Origin of the sequence: Pseudomonas sp. BS-2016 (genome assembly GCF_001806145.1) — a bacterium.
GTDB classification, from domain to species: Bacteria; Pseudomonadota; Gammaproteobacteria; order Pseudomonadales; family Pseudomonadaceae; genus Aquipseudomonas; species Aquipseudomonas lundensis.
This window is the reverse complement of the sequence record NZ_MLCT01000036.1, coordinates 64,481-83,064: the sequence shown is the minus strand read 5'-3', so window position 1 is coordinate 83,064 and position 18,584 is coordinate 64,481. Positions and strand designations below refer to the sequence as shown.

The 18,584-nt window shown below is 55.3% G+C and carries 22 protein-coding genes; 11 read left to right on the top strand and 11 right to left on the bottom strand.

The genetic code is table 11. The annotated features are described in order from the left end of the window. Positions 1 to 53 precede the first annotated feature (53 nt). Entirely contained in the window at positions 54 to 317 is a 264-nt protein-coding gene (locus BKD70_RS19020; protein WP_047275464.1) for a DUF4404 family protein, read from the bottom strand. Between the two features lie 292 nt (positions 318 to 609). Between BKD70_RS19020 and BKD70_RS19015 the strand changes: the two genes are divergently transcribed. The 3 genes from BKD70_RS19015 to rssC all read left to right on the top strand — a co-directional run bounded on the left by BKD70_RS19015 (position 610) and on the right by rssC (position 3,300). Then, positions 610 to 1,299, top strand: coding sequence for a VacJ family lipoprotein (locus BKD70_RS19015; RefSeq protein WP_047275462.1), 690 nt, complete (start codon positions 610 to 612; stop codon positions 1,297 to 1,299). 337 nt (positions 1,300 to 1,636) lie between these two features. After that, a complete protein-coding gene (gene rssB / locus BKD70_RS19010) occupies positions 1,637 to 2,821 on the top strand; it encodes a two-component system response regulator RssB (RefSeq protein WP_047276147.1) in 1,185 nt (394 codons plus the stop codon). Further along, positions 2,818 to 3,300, top strand: a complete 483-nt coding sequence (rssC, locus tag BKD70_RS19005; protein WP_047275460.1) for an anti-sigma factor antagonist RssC — start codon at positions 2,818 to 2,820, stop codon at positions 3,298 to 3,300. Before rssB ends, rssC begins: the two co-directional genes overlap by 4 nt. A gap of 75 nt (positions 3,301 to 3,375) precedes the next feature. Here the strand turns inward: rssC and dusA are convergent, their stop codons facing one another. Continuing rightward, the gene (dusA, locus tag BKD70_RS19000) at positions 3,376 to 4,386 is read right to left on the bottom strand and encodes a tRNA dihydrouridine(20/20a) synthase DusA (protein WP_047275457.1); all 1,011 of its coding nucleotides are present in this window, start codon (positions 4,384 to 4,386) and stop codon (positions 3,376 to 3,378) included. Between the two features lie 100 nt (positions 4,387 to 4,486). Here dusA and BKD70_RS18995 point away from each other — a divergent pair, with 100 nt between their 5' ends. Further along, complete coding sequence (locus BKD70_RS18995) at positions 4,487 to 5,620, top strand: site-specific integrase (RefSeq protein ID WP_047275455.1); 1,134 nt, start codon at positions 4,487 to 4,489, stop codon at positions 5,618 to 5,620. On the opposite strand, the gene BKD70_RS18990 is transcribed toward BKD70_RS18995, so the two are convergent. The 8 genes from BKD70_RS18990 to BKD70_RS18955 form a co-directional block, all read right to left on the bottom strand. Further along, positions 5,598 to 5,882 carry a pyocin activator PrtN family protein gene (locus BKD70_RS18990; RefSeq protein ID WP_047275453.1) on the bottom strand — a complete coding sequence of 95 codons (285 nt, stop codon included), beginning with the start codon at positions 5,880 to 5,882 and terminating at the stop codon, positions 5,598 to 5,600. The two genes, BKD70_RS18995 and BKD70_RS18990, sit on opposite strands and share 23 nt — an antisense overlap. 213 nt (positions 5,883 to 6,095) lie before the next feature. After that, positions 6,096 to 6,917, bottom strand: a complete 822-nt coding sequence (locus tag BKD70_RS18985) for a YfdQ family protein (RefSeq protein WP_047275451.1) — start codon at positions 6,915 to 6,917, stop codon at positions 6,096 to 6,098. Positions 6,918 to 6,965: 48 nt separating this feature from the next. Next, positions 6,966 to 7,307: a hypothetical protein gene (locus BKD70_RS18980; RefSeq protein ID WP_047275449.1), complete on the bottom strand. Its 342-nt coding sequence runs from the start codon at positions 7,305 to 7,307 to the stop codon at positions 6,966 to 6,968. Positions 7,308 to 7,359: 52 nt separating this feature from the next. Further along, entirely contained in the window at positions 7,360 to 7,602 is a 243-nt protein-coding gene (locus BKD70_RS18975) for a pyocin activator PrtN family protein (RefSeq protein ID WP_047275447.1), read from the bottom strand. After that, positions 7,599 to 7,973, bottom strand: coding sequence for a hypothetical protein (locus tag BKD70_RS18970; protein ID WP_047275446.1), 375 nt, complete (start codon positions 7,971 to 7,973; stop codon positions 7,599 to 7,601). The genes BKD70_RS18975 and BKD70_RS18970 overlap by 4 nt, the downstream gene beginning before the upstream one ends. Continuing rightward, positions 7,970 to 8,251 (bottom strand): phage antirepressor KilAC domain-containing protein, encoded by a 282-nt coding sequence (locus BKD70_RS18965; protein ID WP_047275444.1) that lies wholly within the window; start codon positions 8,249 to 8,251, stop codon positions 7,970 to 7,972. The genes BKD70_RS18970 and BKD70_RS18965 overlap by 4 nt, the downstream gene beginning before the upstream one ends. 11 nt (positions 8,252 to 8,262) lie before the next feature. After that, positions 8,263 to 8,826, bottom strand: a complete 564-nt coding sequence (locus BKD70_RS18960) for a deoxynucleotide monophosphate kinase (protein WP_047275443.1) — start codon at positions 8,824 to 8,826, stop codon at positions 8,263 to 8,265. 325 nt (positions 8,827 to 9,151) lie between these two features. Further along, complete coding sequence (locus BKD70_RS18955; protein ID WP_047275440.1) at positions 9,152 to 9,910, bottom strand: S24 family peptidase; 759 nt, start codon at positions 9,908 to 9,910, stop codon at positions 9,152 to 9,154. Between the two features lie 581 nt (positions 9,911 to 10,491). Between BKD70_RS18955 and BKD70_RS18950 the strand changes: the two genes are divergently transcribed. From BKD70_RS18950 to BKD70_RS18935, 4 genes are all read left to right on the top strand, one after another. Further along, the gene (locus BKD70_RS18950; RefSeq protein WP_047275438.1) at positions 10,492 to 10,980 is read left to right on the top strand and encodes a phage regulatory CII family protein; all 489 of its coding nucleotides are present in this window, start codon (positions 10,492 to 10,494) and stop codon (positions 10,978 to 10,980) included. After that, positions 10,973 to 11,194, top strand: coding sequence for a TraR/DksA C4-type zinc finger protein (locus BKD70_RS18945; protein WP_047275436.1), 222 nt, complete (start codon positions 10,973 to 10,975; stop codon positions 11,192 to 11,194). The genes BKD70_RS18950 and BKD70_RS18945 overlap by 8 nt, the downstream gene beginning before the upstream one ends. Then, complete coding sequence (locus BKD70_RS18940) at positions 11,191 to 13,908, top strand: DUF5906 domain-containing protein (protein WP_047275434.1); 2,718 nt, start codon at positions 11,191 to 11,193, stop codon at positions 13,906 to 13,908. The genes BKD70_RS18945 and BKD70_RS18940 overlap by 4 nt, the downstream gene beginning before the upstream one ends. 327 nt (positions 13,909 to 14,235) lie before the next feature. Then, positions 14,236 to 14,718 (top strand): hypothetical protein, encoded by a 483-nt coding sequence (locus tag BKD70_RS18935; RefSeq protein WP_047275433.1) that lies wholly within the window; start codon positions 14,236 to 14,238, stop codon positions 14,716 to 14,718. Positions 14,719 to 15,022: 304 nt separating this feature from the next. Here BKD70_RS18935 and BKD70_RS18930 read toward each other — a convergent pair whose 3' ends face one another. Next, the gene (locus tag BKD70_RS18930) at positions 15,023 to 15,319 is read right to left on the bottom strand and encodes a hypothetical protein (RefSeq protein ID WP_047275431.1); all 297 of its coding nucleotides are present in this window, start codon (positions 15,317 to 15,319) and stop codon (positions 15,023 to 15,025) included. 137 nt (positions 15,320 to 15,456) lie between these two features. Between BKD70_RS18930 and BKD70_RS18925 the strand changes: the two genes are divergently transcribed. The 3 genes from BKD70_RS18925 (at position 15,457) to BKD70_RS18915 (ending at position 18,584) form a co-directional block, all read left to right on the top strand. Continuing rightward, complete coding sequence (locus BKD70_RS18925; RefSeq protein ID WP_047275429.1) at positions 15,457 to 15,795, top strand: phage holin family protein; 339 nt, start codon at positions 15,457 to 15,459, stop codon at positions 15,793 to 15,795. 160 nt (positions 15,796 to 15,955) lie between these two features. Beyond that, positions 15,956 to 16,564, top strand: a complete 609-nt coding sequence (locus BKD70_RS18920) for a hypothetical protein (RefSeq protein ID WP_047275427.1) — start codon at positions 15,956 to 15,958, stop codon at positions 16,562 to 16,564. Beyond that, positions 16,554 to 18,584 (top strand): phage terminase large subunit family protein, encoded by a 2,031-nt coding sequence (locus BKD70_RS18915; RefSeq protein ID WP_047275425.1) that lies wholly within the window; start codon positions 16,554 to 16,556, stop codon positions 18,582 to 18,584. The genes BKD70_RS18920 and BKD70_RS18915 overlap by 11 nt, the downstream gene beginning before the upstream one ends.

Genomic DNA, 18,584 nt, shown 5'->3' with positions numbered 1-18,584 from the left:
AAGCCCCGGCTCGGTTGAGTCGGGGCTTTTTTGCTTTTAATGACCGCTGTGGTTTAGATGCCAATGTTGCCCAGTGTCTGGACAATATTGCGCAGTGTGCCGGCCAGGGTGGGGTGTTCCACTTCAAAGCGTTCTACAGCCAGATTAAGGTTGTCGGCGAGGCTGTTGTCTTGCGTGGCGTTCTCAAGTTTGATTTCAGCATCGATTCGCGCCGCCAGTTGATTCAGATCTTCACGCTCTTTTTCACTCAGCGGCGGATTTTTTTCCAGTTGCTCGCGCAGAGTGTCGAGTTGTTCTTGCAGTTCGCGGGCAGGCATAACGTTCATCCTTTATTGAGAGGCTGTGCGATAGACCATCGTAATGAACAAAAGGTCGATCAAGCGGGCCTTTAGAGTAATCCACTCATGTCCACTTGGCATGATCCTTATCACGGACGCCTGAAAAATGCGCTGTCTTCTGGTCTTCAGAAGGCGCCTGAAGGTCGTCGGGCGCGAGCAGATTGCAAGTTGTGTCGTTAAGGGGGCTGCCTGTTCGACATTTCTCGTTATACTAACGCCCAAAACCAGGGCATAGCGCCCGAGTGTAAGTGTTGCCTAGGAGTTATTTGCTATGCGCTGGAATGATCGTCTAGCCCAATTGTGTCTGGTTGCCGGTGTGGCCATGCTGCCTTTTACCGCTCAGGCCGCGACCGAAGATGACCCGTGGGAAGGTGTCAACCGTGTCATTTTCAAGTTTAACGACACCCTTGATACCTATGCCTTGAAGCCAATCGCTCAGGGCTACCAATACATCACGCCTCAGTTCCTCGAGGACGGTATCCATAACATGTACCGCAACATCGGTGACGTGCGTAACCTGGCCAACGATGTGTTGCAGGCCAAGCCGCACGCAGCGGGCGTGGATACTGCGCGGGTGCTGATGAACACCATCATCGGTGTGGGTGGTTTCTTCGATGTGGGCACCAAAATGGGCCTGCAACGCAATGAAGAAGACTTCGGTCAGACGTTGGGCCGCTGGGGTGTTCCGAGTGGTCCATACGTAGTGTTGCCGCTGCTGGGCCCAAGCACGGTGCGTGACGCGGTAGCCATCTACCCGGACACTTACGCCGAACCCTACCGTTACATGAACGACATCCCGGCGCGCAACATGGCGATCGGCATGGACGTGATCGATACCCGCGCCAGCTTGCTGTCGGCTGAAAAACTGATCACGGGCGACAAATACGTATTTATCCGCAATGCCTACCTGCAAAACCGCGAATTCAAGGTGAAGGATGGTCAGGTAGAAGACGATTTTTAAACCGTTTTTTACCGCTTGCGCAAAAGAGCCCCTCGGGGCTCTTTTTTGTTTTCAGGGCGTTTAAGCGGGCAAATCAAACGTAACTGACCAAGCTTTTAGTCAGCTCTGCGATGGTTCTTATAACTGTGGGGAATTTCTCTTGTGGAACTCCGTCTGCCAGCATCGGGCTGAGCTTGAAACCCCCCGCGGATGGGAGTACCGTCTGCGCCTTACGCGAGCACCTTTGTAGAACTGAGCAATACTCAATACCGGTTCAAGGTGTTTCACAGTACATTCAGTCGTTGAGCCCGCTCAGTGCGTGTTTAATGCCAACCTTATTCTGGCGCCATTTGCCCACATGCAAAAAACCAGTGCCACGCTGCTGATCATTGATGACGACGACGTCGTACGCGCCAGTCTGGCGGCTTATCTGGAAGACAGCGGTTTCAGCGTCCTCCAGGCCAGTAATGGCTTGCAGGGACTCCAGGTCTTCGAGCGCGAACAGCCAGATTTGGTCATCTGTGACTTGCGGATGCCGCAAATGGGTGGCCTTGAGCTGATTCGCCAAGTGACGCTTCAGTCCCCCGTGACCCCGGTGATCGTTATTTCAGGCGCGGGCGTCATGAGCGACGTGGTCGAGGCGTTGCGCCTCGGGGCAGCTGACTATCTGATCAAGCCCCTTGAAGACCTGGCAGTGCTTGAGCATTCCGTCCATCGTGCCCTTGATCGCGCCCGTTTGTTAGTGGAAAACCAGCGTTACCGTGAGAAGCTCGAATCCGCCAATCGCGAGCTGGAAGCCAGTCTGCACTTGCTGCAGGAGGATCAGAACGCAGGCCGACAGGTGCAGATGAACATGCTGCCCGTCAGTCCCTGGTCCATCGATGAGTTTGATTTTGCGCACCAGATCATTCCGTCGCTGTATTTGTCGGGCGACTTTGTTGATTACTTCAGGGTGGACGAGCGCCGCGTGGCGTTTTATCTGGCTGATGTTTCAGGTCACGGGGCGTCTTCGGCTTTCGTGACGGTGTTGCTCAAATTCATGACCACGCGCTTGCTGTTTGAATCCAAGCGCAACGGTACACTGCCTGAGTTCAAGCCTTCCGAGGTGTTGGGGCACATCAACCGTGGCCTGATCAACTGCAAGCTGGGCAAGCATGTGACCATGGTTGGCGGGGTCATCGATGAAGAGAGCGGCCTGTTGACCTACAGCATCGGTGGGCATCTGCCCTTGCCGGTGCTGTACACGCCTGACAGCGTCAGTTATCTGGAAGGTCGAGGTCTGCCGGTCGGCTTGTTTAAAGAAGCCACCTATGAAGATCACACGTTTAAACTGCCTGACATTTTCAGCCTGACGCTGATGTCCGACGGAATTTTGGATCTTTTGACTGAGCAGACGCTCAAAGAGAAAGAAGCTGCCTTGCCTCAATTGGTGAAAGCAGCGGGCGGCAGCCTGGAAGGTCTGCGCCAAGTGTTTGGTTTAGCTACGCTCGGGGAGATGCCGGATGATATCGCCTTGTTGGTGTTAAGCAGGAATCTGAAATGAGTACCGGTAGAATTCAGTTCGCCGAACAGGATGGCACTTTCGTCCTGAAGTTTGTAGGTGAAGTGCGCCTGACCTTGTGTTCGGCACTGGATGCGACGATTGAGAAAATCTTCACGGCGTTGAATTTTTCCGCCATCGTGATCGATCTGACCGATACGCGCAGCATTGACAGCACGACGCTGGGGCTGCTTGCGAAATTGTCGATCCTGTCCCGGCAGAAAGTCGGCCTATTGCCCACTGTCGTGACCACCCATGAAGACATTACCCGTCTCCTGCAATCCATGGGTTTTGATCAGGTTTTCAATATCGTGGGTACGCCCTTGCCTTGCCCTGAGTGCCTGACCGATCTGCCTTCACAGGATCAGTCGGAGGAGGTCGTACGGGTCAAGGTGCTGGAAGCCCATAAAATCCTCATGAGCTTGAATGATTCCAACCACGAGGCTTTTCATGATCTGGTCAATGCGCTCGAGCGTCATTGAATCCAGGCCATGCATAACAGCCATACATAAAAAGGAGCCGATCCTGCGCAGGATCGGCTCCTTTTTGTTGCGGTGTCAGCGACCTTCCAGCAGCTCTCCGGCTTGATCCAGCAGCGCCAGAGGATCTTTAGCCTTATGAATATCCACTGAAAGCAACTGGCGAAAGCGTCGAGCGCCCGGAAAACCTTGGCCCAGCCCCAAAATATGACGAGTTACGTGATGCATCGCACCGCCAGTTGCCAGATGTTGAGCAATGTAAGGGCGTAACAACGCCAACGCCTGGGCGCGGGTGACGACCGGCGCTTCACTGCCAAATAACTGCTGATCGACCTCGGCCAGAATGTACGGGTTGTGATAAGCCTCGCGGCCCAGCATCACACCATCAAACGTTTGCAGATGCGTTTTGCATTGATCGAGGGTTTTGATCCCGCCATTGAGAATGATCTCAAGCGCTGGAAAATCGGCTTTGAGCTGTGCGGCCACGTCGTAGCGCAAGGGCGGAATATCCCGGTTTTCTTTGGGGGAGAGCCCTTCAAGAATCGCGATTCGCGCGTGTACCGTAAAACTTTCGCACCCTGCATCCCTCACCGTCCCGACAAAGTCACACAGTTGTGCGTAACTGTCGCGACCATTAATACCGATGCGATGCTTGACTGTAACCGGTATCGACACAGCATCGCGCATGGCTTTAACACAATCGGCCACCAACGCGGGATGAGCCATCAGGCATGCGCCAATCATATTATTTTGCACCCGATCGCTCGGGCAGCCGACATTCAAGTTCACTTCGTCATACCCGGCATCTTGCGCCAAGCGTGCACATGCCGCCAAATCTGCAGCCGTGCTTCCCCCCAGCTGCAATGCCAGCGGATGCTCGGCCACGTCATGCCGCAGAAAACGCTCTGCATCACCATGTAAAAGCGCGCCAGTGGTCACCATCTCGGTGTAAAGGAGCGCGCGCTTGGACAGCAGGCGTAAGAAAAAACGACAATGACGATCGGTCCAATCCATCATAGGTGCAACAGAAAACCTCCTAGATACCGAATCTAGGGGGCGGGCTAGGTTTTCTGCGGGTTTGGTGTGCATTCGGGTAACTCTCGTTCACTACTGTTTACCGCTGTTTTTGCTTGTTTTTGAATGCTCGTTGCTACAATGTAGCAAATCCGAATATTCGTGTAGCAAAATCATGGGCACTATCACCGTTCGCAAGCGCAGAGATGGATCGACGGGTTACACCGCGCAGATCCGCATCATGCAAAAGGGTGTGACAGTTTATCAGGAAAGCCAGACGTTCGACCGCAAGGCGACCGCGCAGGCCTGGATCAAACGTGTCGAAACTGAGATGTCAGTTCCTGGAGCAATCGAGAAGGCCAATCGATCAGGTGTGACGGTCAAGGAGATGATCGACCGCTACCTTTTGGAGTACGAAAAGCTGAGGCCGCTAGGGAAGACCAAGCGCGCCACACTCAAGGCTATCGGTGAAACCTGGTTAGGCAAGCTTGAGGATAGAGAGATCACCAGCCAGAAGCTGGTGGAGTACGCTGATAGACGAATGACGGACGATGGCATACAGGCGCAGACCGTGGGCAATGACTTGGCTCACTTGGGGGCCGTGCTTTCTGTAGCGCGGCCAGCGTGGGGCTATGACATCGATCCAATGGCCATGCCCGATGCGCGCAAGGTATTGCGCAAGATGGGCGCGGTGACACGCAGCAAGGAAAGGAACCGTCGCCCAACACTTGAAGAACTGGAAAAGCTGTTTCAATACTTCGGTGAGATGCGAGACCGGCGCAAGCAGGAAATAGACATGGTACGGGTGACGGCCTTTGCGCTGTTCTCTACGCGTCGACAGGAAGAAATCACGCGCATCAAATGGAATGCCTTAGATGAACAGCGCCAGATGGTTCTGATCACTGATATGAAGAATCCGGGTCAGAAGTACGGCAATGACGTTTGGTGCCATGTCCCTGATGAAGCGTGGCGGATCATGATGTCTATGCCAAAGGTTGCAGAGGATGTTTTCCCGTACAACTCTCGCTCTATCTCGGCATCCTTTACCCGTGCCTGCCACTTTCTTGAGATCGATGACCTGCACTTTCATGACCTTCGCCACGATGGTGTCAGCCGCCTATTTGAAATGGGCTGGGATATCCCGAAAGTTGCCTCTGTATCCGGCCATCGGGATTGGAATTCAATGCGCAGATATACGCACTTGAAAGGGAATGGCGATCCTTACGAAAACTGGCCTTGGCTGGAGACGATAGTAACGGGCCCCATCATTGAGGCCCGGAAGCGAATCAAGAAGCGCGGCGTAGACTAGAGTTGCGCATCAGCTTGTCATGCTCCGTACGAGCACGTGCATGCTGGGTATCCAGATAGGCAGCCAGGTCGGCAAGGTGAACCCCGCGTGCTGACTTTTGGCTGCGTTCGATGGCTACAAGTGGCAGGTCAATCTGGCCTGCTGCGACTTTCATCTTCATCTTTTCGGGTGTCAGATGGCTAAAGTAGTCAGCGCACACTCGCTCAAGAGGAATGATTGCCTGGCCGCCATACTGCGCAAGTAGCAGAAATTGAGTATTCATATTCTATCTCTGTTGCGCCGCTCGGGGTGGCGAAAGGATTATTTGGTTGCTTTGGCGATGGCGGGGCATGCGTCGAGCATTGCCTCATACATGGGATGAAAGATCGCGCAGTTTGGATCTTCGTTTCGTACTTGCATGTGATGTGTACCTCATTAAAACCCGCCGCCAGGATCATTGGTGAGATGACGGAGGCGGGCTGACGCGGATGATTAATTACAAAGTGGCTTCATACAGCGGCACTTCATTGATGGCGGCTTGGATTTTGTCGCGCACCGCGTTGTAGGCTTCTTCAAGTACCTTGTCCGGGCGTACCAGTTCGAACCACATCATCAAGCGGCCGTCCTGGATGCGATAACGGAACCGCGCAGGCACGCAGAACGCATCACCGCCAAGGAAGGGTTTCACTGCAATGAAGAACTGCTCAGGAATACGCAACTGACCAGCTTCGCCAGCACGGCCGTCGATTTCTTCGTTGTACGTGAGTTGTACTTGGCCATTGTCGAGGCGTGTGCCTTGGCGGAAGGTGATGTTTTTCTTGGCCTCAAGGGTGCGGCTGATTTCCAGCATATCCGCTGCACCTGGTGCATTTTGTTCGTTGGCAGGCTGGGTAATGTCCCACACGTTTTCTTCGATGAATTCAGCGAAGGTCGCTTGGTCCATGCGTTTGCGGTCGTATTCTTTCCAGCGGCCCCATTCAACAGTGGTGGGGCAGCGATAGGTGGCTACATGCTCTAGCCACGCCGGGCAGTCTGGCTGGTGGTAGTCGATCACTGCCGAGAAGGTGCGCCCTTCCGGGCCGTTGCAGAATACGGCTGTTGCTGAAGTGGCGAAGCGATTCACGTAGTCGATGAACGACTCAGCATCCAGCACGGTGAGCTTTTGTTTGGCGCGGGTCGGTACAGGCAGCAGGTGCTCAAGGCTTTTTAGCGAGACATCTTGCGGGAGTAGGGCGATTGGCGCGGCCAACCCAGGGTGATCGACGGGCTTGCCGAGGGATTGAGCGTAGCTGAACAGCTGTTGCAGGGCTTGTTGCATTGGATGTGCTCCAGTGGGTAGTGCAAATGGTGAGAGGCGAGAGTTTTTTTATTGACTGACTTGTCGCAGAACTTCGGGTTTTTCTTCACCCACAGTTCTAAGTGCCAGGTCTTGTTGGCGAGGGTCGCGGCGAGTGAGGTTGCCCTCAGGCGTCAGGAAGAACAGAGATGTGCCGCGTGACAAGGCCGGCTCTTTGGCTTTGACGTCTGCCTTGATGGTCATCTGGCCGTTGCCATCGGGTTTGTAGGCGAGCTTGATAGTCAGCTCGCCACCTTTGCCGGTCAGGCGGATGGCGTCGATCAGACTGTGCTGCGTTTCGCTGAGTTCATCCAATAGCCCGCCCGCTTCGATATCGCGCAGGGTGTCGATGAATGGACGTGATTTGCTCATGTGCTGTGCCTTTTTACGTTGGTTGCAGTGGCCCTGAATTTCAGGGAAATACTCAAGCGGCTTGGTTGGGCGCTTGCGCGTCGAGGTAAGCCGCCAACATGTGCAGGTACACCACCGGCTTGGCTCGACTTGAGCGGTGTAGGCGGGTGACCTTGAGTGCAATGCGCCCGGCTTTTATTTCGCTGAGCAGGTAACGATCAGTTCTGATGTGCGTGAAGTAACGTTCGCGGACTGCTGTGAGGCTTGGGCAGGGTGTGGCGAACTCCCTTCGTAACTGGTCGAGGGTGTCGCTCACGCCGCATCCTCCCCGCACCCCTTCTGTTGGGGCACCAGCTTGAGGCGGATCAACTCGGCCAGGCCTTCTTTGGTTTTACCCATTGCCGCCGCGCAAATCTGGCCCTTGCTGTCTGCGATCACTGCGCCATAGGGGTATTCAGGGCAGCGGGTCGGTGTGACGTAGGCGACTTGTCCATCACTAATGACGGCGTCTACGCAACGGAATACCTCAGCCAACTCCGCCGTAACTGCGGGAAGCGCTTCAAGCAACGTTACGGCTTCAGCAGACGCGCCAATAAGCGTGGCGCGGCTGATAATCGCGGGGTTATTGACAAAGATCGGGACCAGCTTCAGGGCGCCGATCGCTTGGGTGATTGCGTTCTGTTTCATGCGGCGGCGTCCTTATAGGTAGGGGATGGGGTGATGCCCAGTTTCTTGCTCAGCCACGCCACACCGGGTTCTTTCACCATCACAACCGCGTAATGGCTGAAGGTGTTGATGTTCGTGTTCCAGCGACTACGGGTGTCTACGTACAGGTAACCCTGGTCGCGGTGCTTGCTGGCCAGCTCACCGTTCTGGGTCAAAATGCCGAGCTCACGCAATCGTGTGCGAAAGGCGCGTGGTTTCAAGCCGAGCAGGGCGGCCGTGGCGTCCAGGGTTCGGTTCATGTGGGCGCTCCTTAAGCCGCTGCGCGAGCGCACAGGGCTGTGAAGATTTCGTCCAGTTGACCGGTCATGTCCTCAATCGACGCGTCGTTATGCAGAACGAGGTCGTTGTCATGGATGGAGATGCCGGACTCGCTGATATGCGGGTTCACATGGGGTGCGTCTGCACGCAGCAGGTGAATGACTAGGCCGCCTTTTTCCCGAACGAAAGCGGCCTCATTTTCGAAGCGCAGATCGCTGATCACAAAGCCGCTGGTGGTGTCGTTGATCTGGCCGAGAAGCTCAAGGTTTTGCTCAGCCAGCCACACCCACACATCAGGGTGGATCTGATTGCGGCCCCATTCAGTGCCCAGCGATTGCATCAACTCGCGCGCCGAGTGGCCTACCCAGTCGACAGGCTGCTCTTTGTGTTCGTCGTCAAAATCACGCGCGGTCAGATTGAAGAGGGTCATCAGGCCTTCACGCAGTGGGTCTGCAAAGGCGTAGGTTTGAAAGTTATGGGTGCTGGCCAAGTGCATCGCTGCGGTCGTTTTGCCCGAGCGGGCAAGGCCTGCCAGTCCAATCAGTACCTGTTTCATGCTGCGTCACCTCCGAGTGGAGCGAGGGTTTCAGCATGTTTAGTGGTTAAAGCGATTCGTTGCGGATTATTGATGATGACCAGTAGGCCTGTGCTGCGCTGGATGTCTTCAACTGAAGTGCGACTGGTGCAGGCTGCCGGATGGACATAGATCCGGCAGCGGGTGCTGCTGTGCTGTGTAGTCTGCATGGCTCGTACTCTTGGTGAGAGGTTTCGAGACAAAGACTACAATCCAATTTGTAATTTGGTCAACACGTTAATTTGTATTATTTTTTATTTACAATAAAAAACCCGAATAAACGGGCTTTTTTTGATTGTCTGATTTGTTACCTCAGGACCGAATACCAGAATACTCGTCCTAGAACGCATATGTCTTCGTTGCGGATTTTTTCTGGGGAGTACTCTTCGTCGGGGTATTCATCGCGATTAAAGCTTCGCATCCTGATGCCACCTGTTGGCAGGCGATAAAGAATTTTTACACGCAGATGATCGTTATGCCTCAAGGCATAGATATCGCCATCTTTGATGTCTTGCTTCCCTTGATCCACCCCTACTGTACTGCCGCTGGGTAGGACCGGCTCCATGCTGTGTCCTGATACAGTCACGCAAATGGCATTTGCGGGATCTATGCCTTGTCGTCTTAGGGTCATCTTTCCAAAGCGCAGCTTTGACTTTGAATAGTGCTCAACTGCAGAGCAGCCCGAGCCCGCAGACAGTTCTATTTCCTTTAACAAAGGAATCTCTACCTCATCGTCGTCTAGCGGGGTTTCGTCATCCCACACTTCGATAGGTCCAAGCATTACCGCATCGGCAGTGACAGATTTGGGCGCTGTCTTTGCAGTAGGACTGATGCCAGATACTTCATCCATGGATAGCCCAAGCACCTGAGCTATCTGTAATGCAAATCGGGTGTTCTGGGTGTTGCCTGCTTCAAAAGCAGCATAAGTCTGCTGGCTGAATGTTTCATCAGGGCCTAGTAGTTCGCGGACTCGATCAGCGAGGGCTACCTGGCTTAGTTTCAGGGCCTTCCTGCGGGTCTTGAACAGTGCTGCTACAGGTGAGGGTGAGCGCGTTGTTTTGGTCATGCGGGAAGGATACAAACCCTTTTGTATTGGTTCCAACACGCTAATTTGTTGCCTGAATACAAATTAGCGTGTATTTTCCGGTTGTACTTTTCGCTTTGAGGTCTTCATGAGCCCAAAAACAGAGATGCGCGAGGCACTAGTGGCCGCCGTGGATTCCGCTAAAGGCCAGGTCGCATTCGCATCAGCCATGTCGACTTCTGGGCGGCCTGTATCTCAGCAAATTGTTTCGTATTGGTTGAAGCGAGGCTTTTTGCCTGCAGAGCTGGTTGTGCGGGCCGAGTTTATTACAGGAGTTTCGCGGTTTCGCCTTCGACCTGACGTGTTCTGTATCCCTAAGGATCTTGAGCCAGACCAAGCAGCATAAGAAAGCATCGACCCAAAGCCTCTCACCAAAGAAACACCGGGTCGACAGAGCGATGCAGCAGTAAAACAACATCGCTAAAAGGGTGCTGAACCGGAGCCTCTCACCAAAGATCCTCCGGTCCAGCGACGACGATACACAGCACATGCACATCGGTCGTGGTCGTAGGATAGGGCGTGCCCTGCTTTATGGCTACACCGTAAAAGGGGTTTTTACGGTTATGAGTCGCATCGATCTATTACCGGACGCTGGTCCGGTGCTTTCATTGCGTCACGCGCTGTATCGCGCAGGGCGTTCCTATAAGGGTGGTGTCACCGCTTTAGCGTTTGCGATGGTGATCGACAATGACGCGCTGCAAAAGAAACTCAAACTTGATGAAGAGCGCCGCTGGCTGACGCCGGATGAGCTGGAGGAGGTGATTCGCCTCACGGCTGATCCGCGTTTGCTTGATGCCTTAGTGCGTCCAGCCGGGGCCGTTTGGTACAAGCCAACGCCAGTGCCTGCTACAAAAGAAGCGTTGAAAGCGGTAGGCAAATTGCTTCATGAATCTGGCGAGTTTGTATCTTGCATGCACGACGGTGTGGCCGATGCCGTTTGGGAAGCTCACGAAGTCGCCCTGCTCGAAAAACGCGGCATGGACGTTATCCGTGAGGTGCTGGGCATCATGACGGGCGCACGTCAGGCAATGGAGGATCGCGACAATGGCTGATGACGTCGATCTGGCTAACGACTATGCGGATGAGTTTTTGCAGCGTGCTCTAGCGCGACGCGCGCTTGAGAAACGTCTACGCGAAGCCAATGCCACGGCCAGCGCCGAATTTTGCGTGGATTGCGATGACGCCATTCCGCTGCTTAGGCAGCAGGCAGTCCAAGGATGTGAAACCTGCATCTCCTGCGAAGAGTTGCGGGAGCGCCGCAGATGACTGACCGCTCTCAAGCTGTGCCGATGGCGACATGGGCACAACGCTACATTGATATTTTCAACTTGGCACTGGTGGCCATCGAACCCGGTGAAAAAGCTCCAAAGGGGTTGGGCTGGAATAAACCCGGCGGCTACATCACTGATGCGAGCGCGGCTGAGGCGTTTTGGGCAGCAAACCCAACGCACAACCTTGGCGTGGTGCTTGGCCCTAGCCGCGTGTGCTCATTGGATGTGGACGATGTGCAGTGGACACGTCACGTCTTGTACGAGCTTCTCGGCCTGGACCTGGACGCAATGGCATTGGTTTACCCGACCGTAGTGGGTAATCCGGCGCGCTTTCGTATCCTGTTTCAGGTGCCGGATGGAATAGACCTCACCCGTCACTCGCTGGCATGGCCCAATGAAAACGACCCTGATGGGTCGATTTTTAAAGGACTGATCGCAAAAGCCAAAGCAGCAAAAGACGCGGGCGATCTGGTGGGCGAAGCCGCCGCGCGCGACGAAGCTGAGCCCTACAAACGCTTTACCGTTTTCGAGTTGCGTGCGGGTTTGGTGCAAGACGTGTTGCCGCCCTCTATTCATCCCGGTACCGGCAAACCATATACCTGGCGCACGCCTCCTTCCGCCGAGGGGTTGCCAGTACTGACCAGTGACCTGCTGAACATTTGGCAGAACTGGGACATTTTCAAACGTGACGCCGAGTCAGCTTGCCCTTGGGCACCAAAGACTGAAAAGCCCAAAGCCAAGCCGACCAAGGCACCTGTGCAGGCGCCCGGCAACCGACCCTCGGTGATTGATGAATTCAACCGCTGTCATGATGTTGAAGAACTGTTGCGCACGCACGGCTACATCAAGCGCGGCAGCAAATGGCTCTACCCGCAGAGCAGCACCGGCTTGCCGGGCATCACCATTACCGATGACAAGCTGTACTCGCACCACGGCGCTGATCCGCTGGCCAATGGTCATCAGAACGATGCATTTGAGGTGTTTTGCCTGCTGGAGCACGGCGGAGACCAATCCAAGGCGGTCAAAGATGCTGCGCGGATGTTGGGCATGCAGCAATCTTCTCGACCATCGCCTGCGGATCTTCCCCCGACCCCTTCTGAGGATGCCAGCGGGCCGTGCGATTCTATGCCTGCAATCGCAGCGGCTCCTGCACCTGAGGGGGGCGGGGGGATTGAGTGGACGGCAGACCGTATCTTCCAGCGCTTCGCCCTGATCGAAGGTAAGACCGCCGTTTTCGACATGTTCAAGCGCGTGATTATCAAAAAGCCCGCGTTTGAGTTGCTGGTCACGAAAGCGCTGGCCAAGGACTGGTTTGAGTCCGCTCAAAAAAAAGTTATTGCTGACGATATGGCGGAGCGCCAAGCCAGCAAAGCCAAGGCTGAGGCCAAGTTTAAGCAGGTGTCGGGGGAGGGCATGAGCCCCACCGAACGTTACGTCTATATAGATGGCACCAAAGACTCATGGGACATCAAGTGTCGCCGTCGAGTCCCCGAGGGCGCCATGCGCATGGCCTTGGGTGATGCGTACGCCATGTGGCTGAACAGCCCGGATCGTCGCACCGTGGACATGGAACACATCGTGTTTGACCCCCGCATGACGAAAGACCCCGAGGTGTACATCAATACCTTTGAAGGGCTGCCATTGGTTCCGATCAATGAGCCGAACAAATGCCGCACCCTGCGCTCGCTGTTCAGCTTCTTGTGCAACCACGACGAAGCTGCCACGGACTGGCTGATCAAGTGGTTGGCTTACCCGTTGCAAAACATCGGCGCCAAGATGGACACCGCTGTGTTGCTGCACTCTACGATGGAAGGCAGCGGTAAAAGCTTGTTGCTCAGCGACATCATGGGCGCAGTTTATGGTGAATACGCAGCCACGGTCGGGCAGTCGCAGTTGGAGTCGAGCTGGACGGTGTGGCAGTCCAACAAGCTATACGGCGTGTTTGAGGAAGTGGTCAGCCGCGATCAGCGATACAACCAGGTGGGCAAGATCAAACACATGGTCACCGGCAAAACGGTGCGCATGGAGTCCAAGTTTGTGAACGGTTGGGAAGAAGCCAACCACATGAATGCGGTGTTCCTTTCCAACGAGATTATGCCGTGGCCGATTGGTGAGAATGACCGACGCATGTTGGTGGTCTGGCCCAAAGAAACGCTAGGGCCGGATGAGCAGGAGCGGGTGAAGTATGAGTTAGCCAACGAGGGCATCCCGGCGCTTTATGACTACCTGCTCAGCTATGACCTGGGCGACTTCGATCAACGCACCCGGCCACCCAACACGGAAGCCCGTCAGCGTTTGGTGGATTTGAGCATGGCGAGTTGGCAAACCTTTCTGCGTGAGTGGCGCAACGGCCTGCTGGGTGCACCGTTCAGCGTGTGCGTCAGCAGTGATCTGTACGCGTTGTTTTTGGAATGGTGCCACCGCAACAAGGAACACACCTTAAGTCATACCAAGTTCAGCGGGTTCATCTCCACAGAAGTTGACAAGATTCAGGGCAAGCCCTGGATGGATGGTTCACGGCGCTCCTTCGGCACGTTTTTCTTTCCTTGGTCGGGTATCGACGCTGCACCTTCCCCGCCCCCATCCCTGACAGCAGCCGGGCTGGGCGCTGCGGTGGTGACGTGGCGCGAAGCAGCCAAGGCAGGCGGCTGGAGTGTGGGCAGTTGGGAACACGTGAAGTTTGGTCAACGACAGGACAGCGCAGCATGACGGCCCATTGTGTGTGGGGTGTGTTGACGGTGTGGCGGGTTAGAACCACCAACCTGACACAGCTACAGGCCACGTCTTTAAAGTCTTTCGGGATCAGTGTGTCAGGTGTGGCGGGTTTCTCGCACATGCGGGCGTGTGTGCATGTGCAATCAGTCAAAGGTTGATGTTCGTTAATTATTTCTTGTACGTGAGAAGAACCCCAACACACCTGACACACCCAACACATAGAGCATTAACGCTATGTTTTTAAAGGGTTTTTAGTGTGTTAGGTGTGTGTCGGGTTGGTTCTTTTCTGTGTCAGGTTGGTTTTTCAGGGGGGAGATGGGGATGATTCAGCAAATCGAAGAACTGATGCAGCATTGGGGTGAACAGCACTGCCACGTTGGCGAGGCCGGTGGTTTGGGCAGCCCGATGGCTACGATCATGCAATACGGCGGCTGCGCCCCTCGGGGCACGGCAGGTTCACGGGATCTGTTGGTAGGAGCGGGCGCGGGTATGGATCACATTGCATGCGAAGTGGCAGCAGCCGTTGCCGAGCTGGACCGTCAGTCAACCAAAGGCAAGCAATTGGCCAAGCTGGCCAGACTGCGTTATTTGCATCAACCCGCCATGCCGCGACGTGAGCAAATGCGACTGCTCGACATTACCGAGGGGGCAGACCAAACGTATCGCAACTGGGTGAAGCGGTTGCATCAACAAGTGATGTTGATCCTCACCGTTCGAAGTGGCACCACACGGGGCTACACCCGGCGCAGCGGCAGCCAAGCAACCAACCTGACCCGCGCAACGGTGCTGGGCCCAGCCGGTTAAGCGTTGACCGCTCGTCGGGGTGACTTGCCTCAAACCTGCGTCAAAGCGGCGTCAAAGTGAGTAGAGCAAAATGACCGAAAAACACCTCTTTTCGGTTTTACCGAACAGGGGTAAAACGTCCCCACGATATGAATTCTGCGCCTGAGCGCTACTCGAGCACGTGCTGTGCACCTCGCCCTGGCACCCACCAGCGCACTGAAAACCCTGCCCACCCCGGCGGGGTTTTCTTTTTCCTCGTGCCACATGAGTGTGATCTGGCAGTTACGAATTTAACGCCGCATACGGCCAGATCCGGTCCCTATCTTTAAAGTGCATCAACCTCTTTGCTCAACTGCTTGACCACGACACCAAGCAGTTCAGGAAAGGTCTCATCGTAGAACCTTGCCTCTGTTTTGAACGGATGCATCGCGGGCTTGTTGATTCCAAACTTCTCACCAGCACTGGTGAGCTTCTTGAATGACTTCATAGCGCCACTGCCCGTGGTACTGGCGTATTCGAAGTTTTCCGCATGTCCTGCTTTAAGCAGCGCACTCATGATGGTGCTTGCGTCAAATGAAACGCCGCGCTCGGCGATTAGTGCTTTCAGAGATTTTGCTTGCATAGCGTATTCCTTACGTAGTGATAAATTTTTGCCCGGCACCCTAGCCGTCTTCTTGGCTGCCCGCGCCTCAGAGACTGAGATACGGTTTCGAATCCCTTCGAATTTTCAAGATTAACCCTTTTCCTCCGGACAACTAAATGACGAATGAACAACAAGCGTTAGCTGAGATGCCGCTGTGGTTACTGATTGTGCTGTCCATGATCGGTGGCGTGTCCGGCGAGATGTGGCGGGCGGACAAGGACGGGGCGCGGGGCTGGTCACTGGTGCGGCGCTTGGTGTTGCGCTCCGGTGCCTGCGTGGTGTGCGGCTTGTCCACCATGATGCTGCTTCACGTCAACGGCGTTTCGCTCTGGGCGTCTTCGGCACTGGGCTGCCTCACGGCCATGGCCGGGGCGGATGTGGCCATCGGGCTTTATGAGCGTTGGGTTGCCAAGCGGCTGGGTGTTTGTGACGTGCCGCCATCGGATCGCTCGTAATAATCCCCGGATATTCAAAACCTGCCGGGGACCCTGGGGAATTTCCACGGGTACGGGGCAGGAAACCCGCGGGAAAGGGTAACTGGCTGGCCTTCAAACTTAGTTAACTGCGGTTAACAGTTAACTGCCTGTATTCATTGGGTTAACTGGTAGTTCAATCATGGAATTTCTAACCAAGTCGGCCTATGCCGCGAGTCGTAATTGGTCCAAGGCATGGGTGTCCAAGCTCGCCAAACAAGGGCGTTTGGTGTTGTCCCCTGAAGGGCTTGTGGATGTGGCAGCAACAAATGCCTTGATCGATAAAACGAGTGATCCCAGCAAAGTCAACGTTTCTGTCCGGCATGAGCAAGAGCGAGCCAGCAAAGGTCACCCCTCGGCTGATCCAGTAGGCCCGGCGGCGTTTTTACAGGCTGCGCCGGGTGACTTATCTGAAACGGGTGGTCTGCGCCCTGACTTCCACAAGGCTCGCGCTCGTCGCGAGCACTTCAACGCCATGACCGTCGAGGCGGACTTCTACAAAAATCAGGGCACGTTGGTGGAGATGGCTGCCGTCGATGAGGCGGCTTACACCACGGGACGGCTTCTGCGGGACTTGTTGTTGGCTGTACCCACGCAGATCGCGCCTGAGCTGGCGGCAATGACCGATGCCTGGGGTATTGAAAAACACCTTATGGCCTCGATCCGTCGAGCACTTGAGGACGCCGAGCGCATGTCAACGGCCGACCTTCGGCACTCACTGTCAATCAAGAAGGACAACCATGCTCAGTAATCAACGGGGAGGCGAAGAGGTCTACCGCGCGGGCTACTTTCGTGGCCTGCGCCCAGAGCCAGAGCTGTGGGTCGATGAGTGGGCTGATCGCTATATGCGAATCCCTCAAAGCTCTGGCGCTGCTGAGCCTGGCCCATATCGTACTGAACGCACCCCTTATGCGCGTGAGCCGATGCGTTGCCTTTCGCCGGCACACCCTTGCAAGCGAGTCGTCACAATGGTGGCCTCGCAGTTGATGAAAACTCAGATCGCGCTGAACTGGATCGGCGGCTGTATCCACATGGCACCGGCCAATATCCTGCTATTGGAGCCCACGCAGAAGCTGGCCCAAAGCGTTGCAGGCCGCGTTGACCAAGCCGTCGAAGCCGTTCCTGAATTGCGTGAGCGAGTTGTCGTACCGCGTTCGCGCAAAGGCACCAACACGTGGGAGAACAAACAGTTTGAAGGTGGCCGCCTGTTCATTGCGACGGCGGGTTCATCCTCCAACCTTGCGGAAAAATCCGTGCGCTATGTGTATGGCGATGAGGTGGATCGCTGGGAGATGGACATTGATAACGAGGGCGATCCGGTAAAGCTGGCCGAGGCGCGAGCGTCCACGTTTGGCCGCAATGCCAAGTTTTACTTCTCCAGTTCCCCCACGATCAAGGGGGCGTCGCGCATTGCCGATCTGTTCAAGATGAGCGACCAGCGTCACTACTACGTGCCATGCCCGCATTGCGGCCACATGCAAGTGCTGGAGTGGACCAACCTCAAGTGGGATGAAAATTACCGCCTAGTGCAATACCTGTGCAGTGGCCCTGAATGCGGCGCAATGATTGATGAACACGCTAAGGCCACGATGCTATCCAAAGGTGAGTGGCGTGCTCACGCGCAGGGTGATGGGGAAACTATCGGTTTTCATCTCAACGCCTTGTACGCGCCACTGGGCTGGACGAGTTGGGCGTCTCTGGCCAAGGACTTTGATGATGCCTTGGTCATGCAAAAGCAGGGTGACCAAGCAACGATGCAGGTGTTCTACAACACAAAACTTGCACTGCCTTGGGACAACGCAATGGAGCAAACCAAAGCGGATGTCCTGCAGGCAAGGGCGCGTGCCGAAAACTATGTGTTGGGCACAGTCCCTATAGGCGCGCTGATGCTCACCGCAGCAGTGGACGTTCAAGGCAACCGCCTTGAGTTCATCGTCATTGGCTGGGGGATGGGCATGGAGCGTTGGGTGATCGATCACCAGGTGATCATGGGCGACCCGTGCGATTCCCGAACCTGGGAAGTGCTCGATGACAAACTCAAAGTGCGCTACCGGCATGCAAGTGGTGTGGGTTTAGGCATTCTGGCAACAGCCGTTGACTCAGGCGGGCACCACACCCACGAGGTGTATCAGTTCTGCCGGATTCGCCGTTGGCGCAACGTATTTGCAGTGAAGGGCGACAGCCACTCAAGCAAAAACATCATCGCCCAGCGACCTTCGCGGGTGGATGTGAACTGGCGCGGCAACATCGAGAAGAACGGTGCAGAGCTGTGGATGATCGGAACCGACACCGCCAAGGACTGGATTTACAACCGATACCCGTTGGAGTCCGGCCCCGGTGCGTTGCACTTCGCAAAAGACCTGCCGGACGACTTCTTTGCTCAATGCGTCGCCGAGCGCAAAGTCGCCCGGTACGTCAAAGGCAAGCGTCGGGTCGAGTGGACCAAGAGCAAGGCCGAGCGCAACGAAGCGCTCGACTTGATGGTGTATGCACTGGCGATGGCCGAATACCTCGGTCTGCATCGTTATCACGAAAATGACTGGGAGAAGGTGCGGCAATCGTTGATGCAGCACCATTTGTTTGAAGACAAAACGCTGCCTGTTGACGACAGCGAACCTGAAACATCAGTCCAGCCCGTGGCCCGCCCAGTTGAAACGCTTCAAACAGCACCCCCACAAGTTGTCGTCACTCACTCCGTAAACACACCAAAATCGGTTGCTGCTGCACCGCCTCGCCGTGTCAGTCGAAGCGGCTACCTCAAGAGACGCTGA